Origin of the sequence: Ruegeria lacuscaerulensis, assembly GCF_013033355.1 — a bacterium.
Taxonomy (GTDB): domain Bacteria; phylum Pseudomonadota; class Alphaproteobacteria; order Rhodobacterales; family Rhodobacteraceae; genus Ruegeria; species Ruegeria lacuscaerulensis_A.
In genome coordinates, this window is sequence record NZ_WQDY01000008.1 from 100574 (window position 1) to 113587 (window position 13014).

The following is a 13014-nucleotide window of genomic DNA, read 5'->3' on the forward strand; positions in this document are numbered from 1 at the left end:
GGTCAAATGTTAAACACGCGTTCTTCCGACTCGCAGACAGCTACGCATGACAGGGTGTATCGGACCCTGCGTGCGCGGATCATGCATGGGGAAATCGCTCCGGGTCATGCGTTGACCCTGCGTGGGATCGGTAAAGAATTCGGGGTGTCCATGACGCCCGCACGCGAAGCTGTGCGGCGTCTTGCGGCCGAAGGCGCCTTGTTCCTGTCCTCATCCGGGCGGGTGTCGACACCAGAGTTGACCAATGACCGTATCGAGGAACTTGCAGCTCTGCGCGCGCTGCTAGAGGTCGAGCTTGCCAGCCGGGCCCTGCCGCGCGCGCACATGGCCCTGATCGACCGATTGCAGAGCATCAACATGACCGTTGCCGAGATGGTTACCAAGCGCGATGCCGTTGGCTATATCCGCACAAATCTCGAATTCCACCGCACTTTGTACCTGAGGGCGCAGGCTCCAGCGATGCTGGCGATGGCCGAGACTGTGTGGCTGCAACTTGGGCCGACCATGCGGGCGCTTTATGGGCGGCTGCGGCGTACAGAACCCCCGCATTATCACAAACTGATCATCGCCGCGCTCAAGGCCGGGGATGAGCCCGGTTTGCGTCTGGCGGTGCGTTCGGACGTGACGCAGGGTCTGCGGATGCTGGTAACTTAAGCGGCGATTTGCCGACATTGCCGCGTGCGTTTGTTTCGATACAGCAGTTCTGGCTTGGACGGGTGGTCTGGGTTACTCTGATCCCAAACCACAACAAGAGCAGATTTCAATCATGATCAATCGTCGGGTATTTTCTGTCGGTCTTGGATCGACCCTCTTGGCCGCCTGTTCAGGTGGCACGCAAACCACAGCTCCTGCATCGCGGATGCGGCCGGTTCCGAATGCCGGGTGGGACGCCTGGGTAGCCGGTTTCAAAACTCGCGCCGCATCGCAGGGGATTTCGCAAACAACCCTAAACCGTGCGTTCCAGGGGGCAGGCTATTTGCCCGGAGTTATCGAACGTGACCGCAATCAGGTCGAGTTCAAGCGTTCGCTCGAGGATTATCTGGCTATCGCAGCCTCGGATGAGCGGATCGAGACAGGCCGGCAGATGATGGTTCGGCACGCCGCAACTCTGTCGCAGATCGAGGCGCAATATGGTGTCGACAAAGAGGTTGTCGTCGCTGTCTGGGGGTTAGAGAGCCGATATGGCGCGCGGCGCGGGGATGTGCCGGTGGTTTCGGCAACATCCACATTGGCCTATGACGGGCGACGCGGTGCGTTTTTTGAAAAACAGCTGATCGCGGCGCTTCAGATCATTCAGGCGGGGGATACGACGCCGGACAAGATGACCGGCAGTTGGGCCGGTGCAATGGGGCATACTCAATTCATCCCGACCTCGTATCTGGCCTTTGCAGTGGATCATACCGGCGACGGCAGGCGTGACATCTGGTCCGAGGACCCCTCAGATTCGCTCGCGTCGACAGCGGCCTATCTGGCCCGTTCGGGATGGAAGCGTGGGCAGCCCTGGGGGGGCGAGGTCGGCACGGTTTCCGGTACACCCGTCGCGGTGCTGCAGCCGCAGGTGCCGGGGCCGCGCATTGCCGTGTTCCGCAATTTTCAGGTGATCAAGCGGTACAACAACTCGGATAGCTACGCGATTGGCGTCGGACACCTGTCAGACCGGATCGCGGGGGGCGCGCCGTTTCAGGCCTCGTTCGGGCCGGATGCGACCGGGCTGACGCTGGAGGACCGCAAAGAGCTGCAGCACCGTCTGACCGCTGCGGGTTACGACACGCAAGGCGCGGATGGGGTGATTGGTAACAACACTAAATCCGCCATCAGCGGCTATCAGAGCGCCAATGGCCTTCCGGTGACCGGAGAGCCCTCGGTCGCGCTGTTGCGCAGGTTGGGCGGCTAGGCGCTTTAGGCTGCCAGACCTTTCGAGCCGATATCCAGGAATTTCTGGCGGCGGTCGCGTATCAGGGCTGCCGGGTCTTTGCCGTCGAGCTCTTGCAGCATCGAGGCAATCGCTGCACGCACCGAATCAACAGTGGCCGAGGGATCGCGATGGGCCCCGCCCTTGGGCTCGGTAATGATCCGGTCGCAGACGCCAAGTTTGTATAGGTCTTGGGCGGTCAGGCGCAACGCCTCGGCGGCCTCGCGCATCTTTTCGGCATCTTTCCACAGGATCGAGGCACAGCCCTCGGGCGAGATCACCGAGTAGACCGAATGTTCCAGCATCGCGACACGGTTAGCCGTCGCGAACGCAACCGCACCGCCCGAACCTCCTTCTCCGATGATCACGGAAACCAGCGGCACACCGATCTTCAGGCACATCTCGGTTGACCGCGCGATGGCCTCGGACTGGCCGCGTTCCTCGGCCCCTTTGCCGGGATATGCCCCGGCCGTGTCGATCAGGGTGATCACCGGCAGGCCAAAACGCCCCGCCATTTCCATCAAGCGAACGGCTTTGCGATAGCCTTCTGGGCGGGCCATGCCGAAATTGCGCTCGATCCGCGATTTGGTGTCTGATCCCTTTTCGTGGCCGATCACCATCACGGGCTGATCGTTGAACCGCGCCAACCCGCCGATCACCGCGAGATCGTCGGCAAAATTGCGGTCGCCGGCCAGAGGGGTGAATTCGGTAAACAGCTCTTTGACATAGCCCTGACAATGAGGGCGCATGGGGTGCCGCGCCACCTGGCATTTGCGCCACGGGGTCAGATCGCCATACAACTCATCCAGCAGCTTGGCGGCCTTGGCATCCAGCGCGGCGGCTTCTTCGGCCACGTCCATTTCTTCGTTGGCGCGGGCCAGCGCGCGCAGTTCCTCGGCCTTGCCTTCGATCTCGGCCAGCGGTTTTTCGAAATCCAGATACTGGGTCATGACGCCTCTCAACGCGGAAGTTCCCTGCTATATGACCTGACGTCGCCTGGGATGCAACTCAGCAAGATTTGTGGATCGGCAATATGTTTGTGTGAGGGGGCAAGGAAGAAGGACGAAACCGGATGGCAAACAGCTATGAAACCCGCATCCTGCGTGTGCTTGAATATATCCACGACAACCCCGCAGGGGATCTGTCATTGGATGCACTTGCGGATGTGGCGGCGATGTCGAGATTTCACTGGCACCGTGTGTTTCGGGCAATAACGGGCGAAACCTGTGCGCAGGCAGTGCGCCGGATCCGTTTGCACCGTGCCGCCAGCCGGTTGGTGCAGACCGACGTGCCGGTTGCGCAAGTGGCCAACGACGTGGGCTATCCGAACCTGAACTCCTTCGCGCGGGCGTTCTCTGACGCCTATGGCACCAGCCCTGCCGCCTTTCGCAAGGCCGGTCTGTTCCTGCCAGCACATCCACATTTCAAAACAGGAGACTACCCGATGCACCCCGTTGAAACCCGTACTGAACCTGCCCGCCGGATTGTCGCGTTGAAGCACCGCGGCAACTATGCCGAGATCGGCAGGAGTTTTGAAACTTTCGGCGCGTTGTGCGAATCCCGCAAGCTTTGGCCTCAATTAGGCCCGGTCATTGGTCTTTACCTTGACAGCCCCGACGAGGTGCCCGAGCAGGACCTGCGCAGCTACGCAGGCGCGGAATACCGTGGAGACGCGGCCCCGGACGGGATGGAAGACCTAAGTATCCCCGGCGGTAAGAAGGCTGTCTTGCGCTACAAAGGTCCGTATTCCGGTATTCACGCCGCCTATCACAGCCTGTTCGGCAATTGGCTGCCGGACTCAGGCGAAGAGCCTGCGGATCAACCCTGCTATGAGATTTACCTCAACGACCCACGCGATACGCCGCCCGATGAATTGCTTACCGAAATCTGCCTGCCGCTCAAGTAAATCAAGCAGGCCAAAGGACCGGATAGAGCGACGCAACCAGCAACGTGGCCATGGTCCAATTGAAAACCAACAAACGGCGCGGGTTCGTGAGGACTCGTGCCATCTGCTGCCCAAGTACCGTCCATGTGCTGACCGATGGCAGATTGACGGCGCCAAAGACCAGAGCCACGATCAAAATGGCCTCGGGCGTGCGGCCCGGTGAATAGGCCGTGGTCGCTGTCAGGGCCATGGCCCACGCTTTGGGATTAACCCATTGAAATGCGGCAGCTTGCAGAAACGTCATGGGCGTTCCAGCCTCGGCCGCTTGACCTGAAGGTGCGGCATTGGCGATTTTCCAGGCCAAGAATAGCAGATAGATTACGGATGCGATTTTCAGCACCGTGTAACTGGTTGGGTATTGGTCGAAGACAGCCGCCAGACCCAGCCCAACTAAAACAACCATGAAGGTGAAGCCCAGTCCGATCCCAAGCATATGAGGGATTGACCGGCGGAACCCGAAATTTGCACCCGAGGCCATCAGCATCAGGTTGTTCGGTCCCGGTGTAATGGAAGAGACAAAGGCAAAGGTGATCAGGGCCAGAAGCAAGTCGTAGGTCATGGCGCGCAGCATTGCCCAGAAAACGGCAAATGAAATTGCAAAATTGTGCGTTTGTCTTTAGTTTTAGCAACAAATGTCGAAAATAAATCAAATTAACCAACATATATTGCGTGAATTGAGCCGAGATGGACGTGTCAGCAACCTGGAATTGGCCGACCGCGTGGGTCTGTCCCCCTCGGCTTGTTTGCGCCGGGTGCAGGAGATGGAGCGCTCAGGCGTAATTTCAGGTTACCGCGCAGTATTGAACCCTGCGGCGTTAGGGGTGGGCTTTGTGGCCTATATCGGTGTGGGGCTGGGCGAGCATACAAAAGCGGCGCAGGAAGGGTTTGAACGCGCACTGCAAAACGCGCCCGAGGTGGTTGAATGCCACAACATCACCGGGACGATCGAGTACCTGTTGCGCGTAGAATGCCAAGATCTGCCCGCCTACAAAACATTCCACACCGACGTTTTGGGAACACTGCCGCATGTCACCTCGATCACGTCATACGTGGTGATGGGTTCTCCCAAAGATATGCGCGGATGACTGCGAAAATGTGATTGTTAACTCTCTTGCCGGGTAATTTCCGACGTCCTAGTGTTGAACAAATGTCCCAACCAAAATGGGGAATAACCTCAAAGGGACCGTATCAGGGAGAAGAACATGAACCTCGTTCGAACCGGAGCACTTGCCGCTGCCTTGGCGATTTTCGCCGGGGGTGCGTTGGCTGCACCCTTGAAACTGCAACCGGCAAACCCGCAACCCAATCCCAAACCCGGGTTGGATGTGAAATACGCATGGGAAGGGAACCCTCCTCGCAAAATTCAAAACTTGGCCAAAGTTGGTTTTCTTCTGAAGAAAGCCAAGTCAGGTAAACCACTGCGTGGCTTGGATTATCGTGATACGACCGAAGGCGATCCGGTTTTGACATTCAACGAGGCGTTCAACGTCGCAGCTGAAGTCACTGGGTATATCAAGTTCGACTCACCCGGTGTCTATGAGCTTGAGACTTGGTCGAATGACGGTATCGACGCTTGGGTCGGGGGGCAGCAGATCGGCTATGTCAATGGGCGGCAAGGCTGCGAAGCCAATCAGAGAACCGAGGTCGAAGTGCCACAAGCCGGGTGGTATCCGCTGAAGATCACATATTTTCAGAAATATGGCACATCCTGCCTGATGATGAAATCGGGCAAAAAGGGTGAGCGTTTTACATGGACGCCCAACGACGTCTTCGGTCGGTAAAGAAAAAGGCGCCCCGGGGGGCGCCTTGCTTCGTTAACCGTTGGCGGCGATCAGTTCGGCCTGTGCCACGATCACCTCGGCCTGTTTGATCGAGGCGATATCGACCAAACGCCCTTTGTAGACGGTTGCGCCTTCGCCATTGGCCTTGGCCTGTTCCATTGCCGCCAGGATCTCGCGCGCCTCGGACACCGCTTCGTCCGACGGGGTGAAGACCTGATTGGCCAGCGCGATCTGCTTGGGGTGAATCGCCCATTTGCCCACCATACCCAGCGTGGCCGAGCGCTTGGCCTGTGCGATATACCCCTCATCATCCGAGAAATCGCCGAACGGGCCGTCAACCGGCAGCACGCCATGGGTGCGGCAGGCGGCGACGATGGCGGCTTGCGCCCAATGCCACGGATCGGACCAGTGCTTTTCGCCCTCGCGCAGCATGTAATAGTTTTCCTGCGTGCCACCGATGCCGGTGGTTTGCATCCCCATCGAGGCCGCAAAGTCTGCTGCCCCAAGGCTCATGGCCTGCAGACGCGGGGAGGAGGCCGCGATGGCTTCGACATGGGCGATACCAGCGGCGGATTCGATGATGACCTCAAAGCTGATCGGCTTGGTGCGGCCCTTGGCGCGCTCGATCGCCGTGACTAGCGCGTCAACGGCATAGACGTCCTCCGCACAACCCACCTTGGGTATCATGATTTGGTCCAGACGGTCGCCGGCCTGTTCCAGCAGATCAACCACGTCGCGATACCAGTAGGGCGTGTCGAGGCTGTTGATGCGGACGGACATGTATTTGCCGCCCCAGTCGATTGTGTTCAGCGCCTCGATCACATTGGCACGGGCCACGTCCTTGTCGGTGGGGGCGACGGAATCCTCAAGGTCCAGATTGATCACATCGGCCGCCGAGGCCGCCATTTTGGGGAACAGCTTGGTGTTCGATCCGGGGCCAAACAGCTGACAGCGGTTGGGACGGGCGGGGGCGGCGGGTTGAAGGCGAAAGCTCATCTGGACCTCGTGCGAGAAAGGAAATTACGATTTTCTTGCTTTATGAGGTATTAAATTGCGCAACCCGGCGCAAGCACCTTTGTGCAGTTGCGGCATTGCGTTCGCAGCATTCACCAAAATACGCTGCGTCGCGGACGGTTAAAGTTTAATCGGTTTGAAAACATGAAAGGTTTTTGCGTAGTTCGTGACATATGTGCAAAATTATCCCACACGACCTGACGTTGCCCAAGGAATTCGCGAAACTCTCGCCTGCCAGCTCCACTAGCCTGCGTCGGAATCAAAGGAGTGCACCGCAATGATCGAGACACCGTATCTGTTGTTTTTGGGCGATGCGCCCGACCAGCTGGCCGCTAAGGTTGCCATCGGCATCCGGGACTGGCGTCCCGAGAACGCTGTGGGTCAGTACCGGATGGAGGGTTGCAAGGCCGATCTGGGCATGACCGACCTGACTTTGGCCGAGGCCAAAGCTGCTGGTGCGAAAACGCTGGTCATTGGCGTTGCCAATCGGGGCGGCGTGATCAGTGCGGCGTGGAAGAAAGTGCTGATTGAGGCACTTGAGATGGGGTTTGATCTGGCCTCTGGCCTACATAACCTGTTGCGCGACGAGGGCGATCTGGTGGCCGCGGCGCAAACCCATGGCTGCACGTTGCACGACGTGCGCGTTCCGACCGTTGGATATCCGATTGCCAATGGAAAAAAGCGCAGCGGCAAGCGGTGTCTGGCCGTGGGGACCGATTGTTCGGCAGGCAAGATGTACACCGCCATGTCGATGGACGCCGAGATGCGCAAACGGGGCATGAAATCCACCTTCCGCGCCACAGGGCAAACGGGTATTCTGATCACTGGTCAGGGTGTTCCTTTGGACGCGGTTGTGGCCGACTTCATGGCTGGTGCGGTCGAGTATCTGACGCCCGAGAATGACGCCGATCACTGGGATCACATCGAAGGGCAGGGGTCGCTGTATCACGTATCCTATTCCGGGGTGACCATGGCGTTGATCCATGGCGGTCAGCCCGACGCGCTGATCCTGTGTCACGAACCCACTCGGACGCATATGCGGGGCTTGCCCGAGTATTCTCTGCCATCGTTGCCGGACTTGCGCGATACGGCCCTGCCGCTGGCGAGGATCGCCAACCCGGCCTGTCAGGTTGTCGGTGTGTCGATTAACACGCAGAACCTAAGCGAAGACGACGCGCGTGCCTATATCGCCGAGGTTGAGGCGGAGATGGGCTTGCCCGCAACCGACCCGTACCGCTTTGGTGCGGGTAAGCTGGTTGACGCGCTGGCGGCGCTGTAACACGGTCTGGCTAAGATTTTCGTCGAAAGATCTTGGTCACTCTGCAGGGGAAAGATTTGTGATGCGGATAGACATTTCGCGGGATGTGTTTCGGTTGGCGCAGGTGTTTACCATCTCGCGCGGGTCGCGGACCGAGGCCAAGGTGCTGACCGTTCGGATCTCGGACGGGGTGCATAAGGGCTGGGGCGAATGTGTGCCCTATGCGCGCTATGATGAAACGCTAGACTCGGTCGAGGCCGAGATCGCGGGTCTGCCTGCGGACTTCACTCGCCAATCCCTGATGGATTTGCTGCCCGCCGGGGCGGCGCGAAATGCCGTAGACTGTGCGCTGTGGGATCTGGAGTGCAAGCGCACTGGCAAGCGGGCCTGGGACCTGGCCGGTCTGCCGGTGCCCGGCCCCGAGATCACCGCCTATACCCTGTCGCTGGACACGCCCGAGGCAATGCAGGCGCAAGCTGCGGCCAATGCGCACCGCCCTTTGCTCAAGATCAAGCTGGGCACGCCGGATGACATGCCCCGGCTTGAGGCCGTTCGCGCGGGCGCGCCCGGTGCGCAGATCATCGTCGACGCAAATGAGGGTTGGTCGGCCGCTGTTTATGCCGACCTTGCCCCGCATCTGGTGCGATTGGGTGTGGCGCTGGTCGAGCAACCCTTGCCTGCCGGTGAAGATGAGGCGTTGATCGGAATGGCGCGTCCAGTGCCCGTTTGTGCCGACGAGTCCTGTCATGACCGCAGCAGCCTACCCGGTCTTAAAGGCAAGTACGATGTCGTCAACATCAAGCTCGACAAGACCGGTGGTTTAACCGAAGCGCTGGCCCTGCGGGAACAGGCGTTGGCCGAGGGCTATAAGGTCATGGTTGGTTGCATGGTCGGCAGCTCGCTTGCGATGGCCCCTGCGACCTTGTTGGCACAGGGTGCGATGGTCACAGACCTTGACGGCCCGCTTCTTCTGGCCGAAGACCGCACCAACCCGCTGATTTTTGATGACGCCGGAGTGCATCCGCCAAAAGCGGCGCTCTGGGGCTGAGGAGAGTGACATGACCCGCACCGTTTACGTGAACGGAGAGTACCTGCCCGAAACCGAGGCCAAGGTCTCGATCTTTGACCGTGGTTTCCTGATGGCCGATGCCGTTTATGAGGTGACTAGCGTGCTGGACGGCAAGCTGATCGATTTCGAAGGCCACGCCGTGCGCCTGAAACGCTCTCTGGACGAGCTGCAGATGGCCGAGCCATGCAGTAAGGATAAACTCCTGGCTATTCACCGCAAACTGGTCGAGCTGAACGGGATCGAAGAAGGTCTGATCTACCTGCAGGTCTCGCGTGGCAGCGACGGGGACCGGGATTTCGTGTTCCCTGCGGCCGATACCAAGCCGACGCTGGTTCTGTTCACCCAGAACAAGCCAGGATTGGCCGACAGCCCGGCGGCGCAGAAGGGCGCCAAGATCATCTCGATTGATGACATTCGCTGGGGCCGCCGTGATATCAAGACAGTGCAGTTGCTGTACCCGTCGATGGGCAAGATGATGGCCAAGGCCGCCGGATGCGATGATGCGTGGATGATTGAGGATGGCTATGTCACTGAAGGCACTAGCAACAACGCCTATTTCGTAAAGGACGGCAAGATCGTGACCCGCCCGTTGTCCAATGACATCTTGCACGGGATCACCCGCAAGGCTGTGTTGCGTATGGCTGCCGAGGCGCAGATGGAAGTCGAAGAACGCCTGTTTACGATCGATGAGGCGAAAGAGGCGGATGAAGCGTTCACCACCTCGGCCAGCGCCTTTGTTATGCCAGTGGTCGAGATTGACGGTGTCGCGCTGGGCGATGGTACGCCGGGAGCGATTGCCAAACGCCTACGCGAGATTTATCTGGATGAAAGCCGCAAGGCGGCGATCTAAGGAAAAGGCCCGCCAAACCGGCGGGCCTTTTTGATTTCAGCGTTCAACCTTTTTTGGTGACGTTTTCGTCAAAGGCGACCTCGAAGGCTGCCTGTTTTTCGGGGCTGGCTTCGGTCTGATAATTGGCTTTCCACTCATCCATGGTCATGCCGTAGAAAATCTGACGGGCTTCGTCCTTGCCCATCTCGATGCCTTTTTCGTTTGCGGCTTCCTGATACCAGCGCGACAGGCAGTTGCGGCAGAACCCGGCCAGGTTCATCATGTCGATGTTCTGCACGTCGGTGCGGTCTTCCATCAGGTGCTTTTGCAACCGGCGGAAGGCTGCGGCCTGAAGTTCGATTTCGGTTTGCTTGTCCATGTGCTGACTCCGGATGACAGTATCGTTGTCCTTGACCTAGCGGCCCGGAGGCGATGTTTCAACAAACAGGATGTCAGGCCAGTTTCAAGGCCAGCCAAGGTACGATGCAAAAGATCAATGTAAGGACCTTGTAGTTGGCCAGATACCGGAAATACGTTCGTTTCACTTCCGACCGCTCCATCTGGAATAACTTGCTGTGAATGCCCGCAATCTGCTCCTGCAGCAGCAGGACCATTAATGTTGTGAACAACAGTACTGCGATGTTCAGCGCGGCTATCCAACCAAACACAGAGGTTACGAATTCCTGGGTCATGGCGATCCCCTTTCGACGAATATATGGGGATCAGGTGGTATCCTCACAATGACGTGTGATCAAAGGTCGCTGGTATCCAGCGCGTCCTGTAGCACAACGGCCAAACGTTCCGCCCAAGCCCGTTGTCCAGCGTGATCGGCGATCAGATCATTGCGCAGCTCGATCAGGGCATTGGGGCGACCAAAGGCGGTGCAGTGCTTGTCGATGGCATCTCCGGGCAGGACACCGGTATAGGGTTCGTTTACGCCGACGCACAGGTCGTCTTCTGCCTGCAACCGGGTGATCAGCGGGCGCGCAAAACGCTCGTCCGGGGTGTGCAAAACGCCCACATGCCACGGGCGGGGGTCGCGCCCCCGCAGCTGTCGGGTAAAGGAGTGCACGGACACAATCACCGCATGGGGTAAGGCCGCCAGCTCGGCCAAAGCATTGTGATAGGGGCGATAACACATGTTCAGCCGCCGTTCCCGCTCGGCCGCGTCGGCGTGACGATTGCCGGGGATGATCGACCCATCATACAGCTTCATCAGCAGGGTCGGGTCATCCTCGCCCCGGTTCGGGTCGATCACCAGACGCGAGAAATTGGCCGCCACTACAGGCGCGTTCAGGATTTCCCCAAGATGTTTCGAGACCTCGTACGCCCCCACGTCATAGGCGATGTGACGCTCCATATCCTCGCGCGGCAGGCCGAGGTCTCCGCCGTTGATGTCATGCGGGACGGTGTTGGTGGCGTGGTCACATGTGATCAGCCAACGCGAAGGGCGATCTGCGCCGTGGATAAAAAACGGAGAATACGTCATAAGCCTGTCATCTGGTTCGTCGCAGGTGTAGGGCAGTTGCTAATAAAAGGGAATTGCGCAATAAGCAGCTTGAAGCAATGTTTGCGGTAACATTTGCGCGACGCCCAGGGAATACGTGAGGAGAGCACCAACAATGCGACGCCTGAGAAATGTGAAAATCGTGGCGACGCTGGGTCCGGCGTCGAATGACTATGACATGATCCGAGCCCTGCACGAGGCCGGGGCCGATGTGTTCCGCTTGAACATGAGCCACGGTAGCCATGATGAAATCCGCGAGCGGCACCGGATTATCCGTCAGGTTGAAAAGGATCTGGACAGCCCGATTGCCATTCTGGCCGATTTGCAGGGACCGAAACTGCGTGTCGGCGTCTTTGCCAACGACTCTGAGGAATTGGAAGAGGGGGCGGCGTTCCGGCTGGACCTTGACCCGGAGGCCGGGGACATCAATCGCGTTTGCCTGCCGCATCCCGAGATTTTCGCTGCGTTGGAACCCGGCGCACGCCTGCTTGTCAATGACGGTAAAATCCGCCTGATCGTGCAGGAGTGCGGTCAGGATTTCGCCAATTGTACCGTTGAGGTGGGTGGCACGATCTCTAACCGCAAAGGCGTGAATGTGCCTGATGTGGTGCTGCCGTTGGCGGCCCTGTCGGCCAAGGACCGCGACGATCTGGAATTTGTTTGCCAATTGGGTGTCGACTGGCTGGCGCTGAGCTTTGTGCAGCGCGCCAAGGACGTTTTTGAGGCGCGCGCGCTGGCCGATGGTCGGGCGGCGATCCTGTCCAAGATTGAAAAGCCCGCCGCGGTCGAGGCATTTGACGACATTCTGGATGCGTCTGATGGGATCATGGTGGCGCGTGGCGATCTGGGGGTTGAACTGCCCGTTTCAGCAGTACCGCCCATTCAGAAACGTCTGGTGCGCAAGTGCCGGGGCGCGGCCAAACCGGTGATTGTCGCGACGCAGATGCTGGAAAGCATGATTGAAAGTCCAATGCCCACGCGGGCCGAGGTTTCGGACGTGGCAACCGCGATCTATGAGGGCACCGATGCTATCATGCTCAGTGCCGAGTCGGCTGCGGGTTCCTACCCGATCGAAGCCGTGCAGACAATGAACAAGGTCGCCATCGAGGTCGAGGCGGACCCGACATATGGCCAGATTATTGCCTCGTCTCGTACGGCCAAGGGGACAACGATCGCCGATGGGATCGTTGCCGCTGCGCGCGAGATTGCAGAAAAGACTGATATCAAGGCGATCTGCTGCTTCACCCAAAGCGGGACTACTGCTTTGCTGACTGCCCGAGAAAGGCCCGAAGTGCCGATTATCGCCATGACCCCGGCCACCGGCACTGCGCGGCGACTATGCCTGAGCTGGGGGTGCCATTGTGTGATGACGCCCGAGCTGGAGCGTTTCAAGGGCGCGGTTGTGAATGCAGCCCGTGCAGCTCGTGCTGGGGGCTTTGCCGCTGAAACTGATCAGATCGTGGTGACTGCTGGTGTGCCGTTTAATGTGCCGGGCACCACCAATATCCTACGTATCGCGCCCTGTGATGAGCGTTTGATTTACAACACAGATCCGGGTTGAAGCCCTGTGTTGCTCAATAAATAGGCAAAATATACACTTTAAAAACATATATATAGATGAAATTTGAGGGTAATCAGCAGTTTCCCCTCTGTTTTTCGCTGTTTTTCTCGGATACTGATTTTCACGGGTAGTCTATTG

The 13014-nt window shown here is 58.8% G+C and carries 15 protein-coding genes; 9 read left to right on the top strand and 6 right to left on the bottom strand.

Annotated elements, in window-relative coordinates:
- Positions 1–6 precede the first annotated feature (6 nt).
- Together GOW48_RS14710 and GOW48_RS14715 are read left to right on the top strand one after the other, a co-directional pair.
- A complete protein-coding gene (locus GOW48_RS14710) occupies positions 7–654 on the top strand; it encodes a GntR family transcriptional regulator (protein WP_170356067.1) in 648 nt (215 codons plus the stop codon).
- A gap of 112 nt (positions 655–766) precedes the next feature.
- Positions 767–1894, top strand: a complete 1128-nt coding sequence (locus tag GOW48_RS14715; protein WP_170754932.1) for a lytic murein transglycosylase — start codon at positions 767–769, stop codon at positions 1892–1894.
- Between the two features lie 5 nt (positions 1895–1899).
- Here GOW48_RS14715 and GOW48_RS14720 read toward each other — a convergent pair whose 3' ends face one another.
- Complete coding sequence (locus GOW48_RS14720; RefSeq protein WP_170754934.1) at positions 1900–2862, bottom strand: acetyl-CoA carboxylase carboxyltransferase subunit alpha; 963 nt, start codon at positions 2860–2862, stop codon at positions 1900–1902.
- Between the two features lie 122 nt (positions 2863–2984).
- Here GOW48_RS14720 and GOW48_RS14725 point away from each other — a divergent pair, with 122 nt between their 5' ends.
- Positions 2985–3818: an AraC family transcriptional regulator gene (locus tag GOW48_RS14725; protein WP_170754936.1), complete on the top strand. Its 834-nt coding sequence runs from the start codon at positions 2985–2987 to the stop codon at positions 3816–3818.
- Position 3819: 1 nt separating this feature from the next.
- Here GOW48_RS14725 and GOW48_RS14730 read toward each other — a convergent pair whose 3' ends face one another.
- Complete coding sequence (locus GOW48_RS14730) at positions 3820–4416, bottom strand: LysE family translocator (protein WP_170755109.1); 597 nt, start codon at positions 4414–4416, stop codon at positions 3820–3822.
- Between the two features lie 73 nt (positions 4417–4489).
- Here GOW48_RS14730 and GOW48_RS14735 point away from each other — a divergent pair, with 73 nt between their 5' ends.
- Together GOW48_RS14735 and GOW48_RS14740 are read left to right on the top strand one after the other, a co-directional pair.
- Positions 4490–4942 carry an Lrp/AsnC family transcriptional regulator gene (locus GOW48_RS14735; RefSeq protein WP_170754938.1) on the top strand — a complete coding sequence of 151 codons (453 nt, stop codon included), beginning with the start codon at positions 4490–4492 and terminating at the stop codon, positions 4940–4942.
- Positions 4943–5059: 117 nt separating this feature from the next.
- Complete coding sequence (locus GOW48_RS14740; protein WP_170754939.1) at positions 5060–5638, top strand: PA14 domain-containing protein; 579 nt, start codon at positions 5060–5062, stop codon at positions 5636–5638.
- A 33-nt stretch (positions 5639–5671) separates the two neighbouring features.
- Here the strand turns inward: GOW48_RS14740 and GOW48_RS14745 are convergent, their stop codons facing one another.
- Positions 5672–6634, bottom strand: coding sequence for an L-malyl-CoA/beta-methylmalyl-CoA lyase (locus GOW48_RS14745; RefSeq protein ID WP_170754941.1), 963 nt, complete (start codon positions 6632–6634; stop codon positions 5672–5674).
- Positions 6635–6929: 295 nt separating this feature from the next.
- On the opposite strand from GOW48_RS14745, the gene dgcN reads away from it, so the two are divergent.
- From dgcN to GOW48_RS14760, 3 genes are all read left to right on the top strand, one after another.
- On the top strand, positions 6930–7931 hold the full coding sequence (gene dgcN / locus GOW48_RS14750; RefSeq protein WP_170754943.1) for an N-acetyltransferase DgcN: 1002 nt from the start codon (positions 6930–6932) through the stop codon (positions 7929–7931).
- 61 nt (positions 7932–7992) lie between these two features.
- A complete protein-coding gene (dgcA, locus tag GOW48_RS14755; RefSeq protein ID WP_170754945.1) occupies positions 7993–8958 on the top strand; it encodes an N-acetyl-D-Glu racemase DgcA in 966 nt (321 codons plus the stop codon).
- Positions 8959–8968: 10 nt separating this feature from the next.
- Entirely contained in the window at positions 8969–9829 is an 861-nt protein-coding gene (locus tag GOW48_RS14760) for a D-amino-acid transaminase (protein WP_170754947.1), read from the top strand.
- Between the two features lie 43 nt (positions 9830–9872).
- On the opposite strand, the gene GOW48_RS14765 is transcribed toward GOW48_RS14760, so the two are convergent.
- From GOW48_RS14765 to GOW48_RS14775, 3 genes are all read right to left on the bottom strand, one after another.
- Positions 9873–10187 carry a DUF1244 domain-containing protein gene (locus tag GOW48_RS14765; protein ID WP_170754950.1) on the bottom strand — a complete coding sequence of 105 codons (315 nt, stop codon included), beginning with the start codon at positions 10185–10187 and terminating at the stop codon, positions 9873–9875.
- A 73-nt stretch (positions 10188–10260) separates the two neighbouring features.
- Complete coding sequence (locus tag GOW48_RS14770; RefSeq protein ID WP_170754952.1) at positions 10261–10500, bottom strand: DUF6868 family protein; 240 nt, start codon at positions 10498–10500, stop codon at positions 10261–10263.
- A gap of 59 nt (positions 10501–10559) precedes the next feature.
- Positions 10560–11297 carry an N-formylglutamate amidohydrolase gene (locus GOW48_RS14775; RefSeq protein WP_170754953.1) on the bottom strand — a complete coding sequence of 246 codons (738 nt, stop codon included), beginning with the start codon at positions 11295–11297 and terminating at the stop codon, positions 10560–10562.
- Positions 11298–11430: 133 nt separating this feature from the next.
- Between GOW48_RS14775 and pyk the strand changes: the two genes are divergently transcribed.
- The gene (gene pyk / locus GOW48_RS14780; protein ID WP_170754955.1) at positions 11431–12876 is read left to right on the top strand and encodes a pyruvate kinase; all 1446 of its coding nucleotides are present in this window, start codon (positions 11431–11433) and stop codon (positions 12874–12876) included.
- The last annotated feature ends 138 nt before the right edge of the window (positions 12877–13014 follow it).

Bases quoted from the DNA above. Each gene is read 5' to 3' on its own strand.
- GOW48_RS14740 (WP_170754939.1), top strand. From the start codon at position 5,060: ATGAACCTCGTTCGAACCGGAGCACTTGCCGCTGCCTTGGCGATTTTC.
- GOW48_RS14745 (WP_170754941.1), bottom strand. From the start codon at position 6,634: ATGAGCTTTCGCCTTCAACCCGCCGCCCCCGCCCGTCCCAACCGCTGT.
- GOW48_RS14770 (WP_170754952.1), bottom strand. From the start codon at position 10,500: ATGACCCAGGAATTCGTAACCTCTGTGTTTGGTTGGATAGCCGCGCTG.
- dgcN (WP_170754943.1), top strand. From the start codon at position 6,930: ATGATCGAGACACCGTATCTGTTGTTTTTGGGCGATGCGCCCGACCAG.
- GOW48_RS14760 (WP_170754947.1), top strand. From the start codon at position 8,969: ATGACCCGCACCGTTTACGTGAACGGAGAGTACCTGCCCGAAACCGAG.
- GOW48_RS14735 (WP_170754938.1), top strand. From the start codon at position 4,490: ATGTCGAAAATAAATCAAATTAACCAACATATATTGCGTGAATTGAGC.
- pyk (WP_170754955.1), top strand. From the start codon at position 11,431: ATGCGACGCCTGAGAAATGTGAAAATCGTGGCGACGCTGGGTCCGGCG.
- GOW48_RS14725 (WP_170754936.1), top strand. From the start codon at position 2,985: ATGGCAAACAGCTATGAAACCCGCATCCTGCGTGTGCTTGAATATATC.
- dgcA (WP_170754945.1), top strand. From the start codon at position 7,993: ATGCGGATAGACATTTCGCGGGATGTGTTTCGGTTGGCGCAGGTGTTT.
- GOW48_RS14775 (WP_170754953.1), bottom strand. From the start codon at position 11,297: ATGACGTATTCTCCGTTTTTTATCCACGGCGCAGATCGCCCTTCGCGT.
- GOW48_RS14720 (WP_170754934.1), bottom strand. From the start codon at position 2,862: ATGACCCAGTATCTGGATTTCGAAAAACCGCTGGCCGAGATCGAAGGC.
- GOW48_RS14730 (WP_170755109.1), bottom strand. From the start codon at position 4,416: ATGACCTACGACTTGCTTCTGGCCCTGATCACCTTTGCCTTTGTCTCT.
- GOW48_RS14710 (WP_170356067.1), top strand. From the start codon at position 7: ATGTTAAACACGCGTTCTTCCGACTCGCAGACAGCTACGCATGACAGG.
- GOW48_RS14715 (WP_170754932.1), top strand. From the start codon at position 767: ATGATCAATCGTCGGGTATTTTCTGTCGGTCTTGGATCGACCCTCTTG.
- GOW48_RS14765 (WP_170754950.1), bottom strand. From the start codon at position 10,187: ATGGACAAGCAAACCGAAATCGAACTTCAGGCCGCAGCCTTCCGCCGG.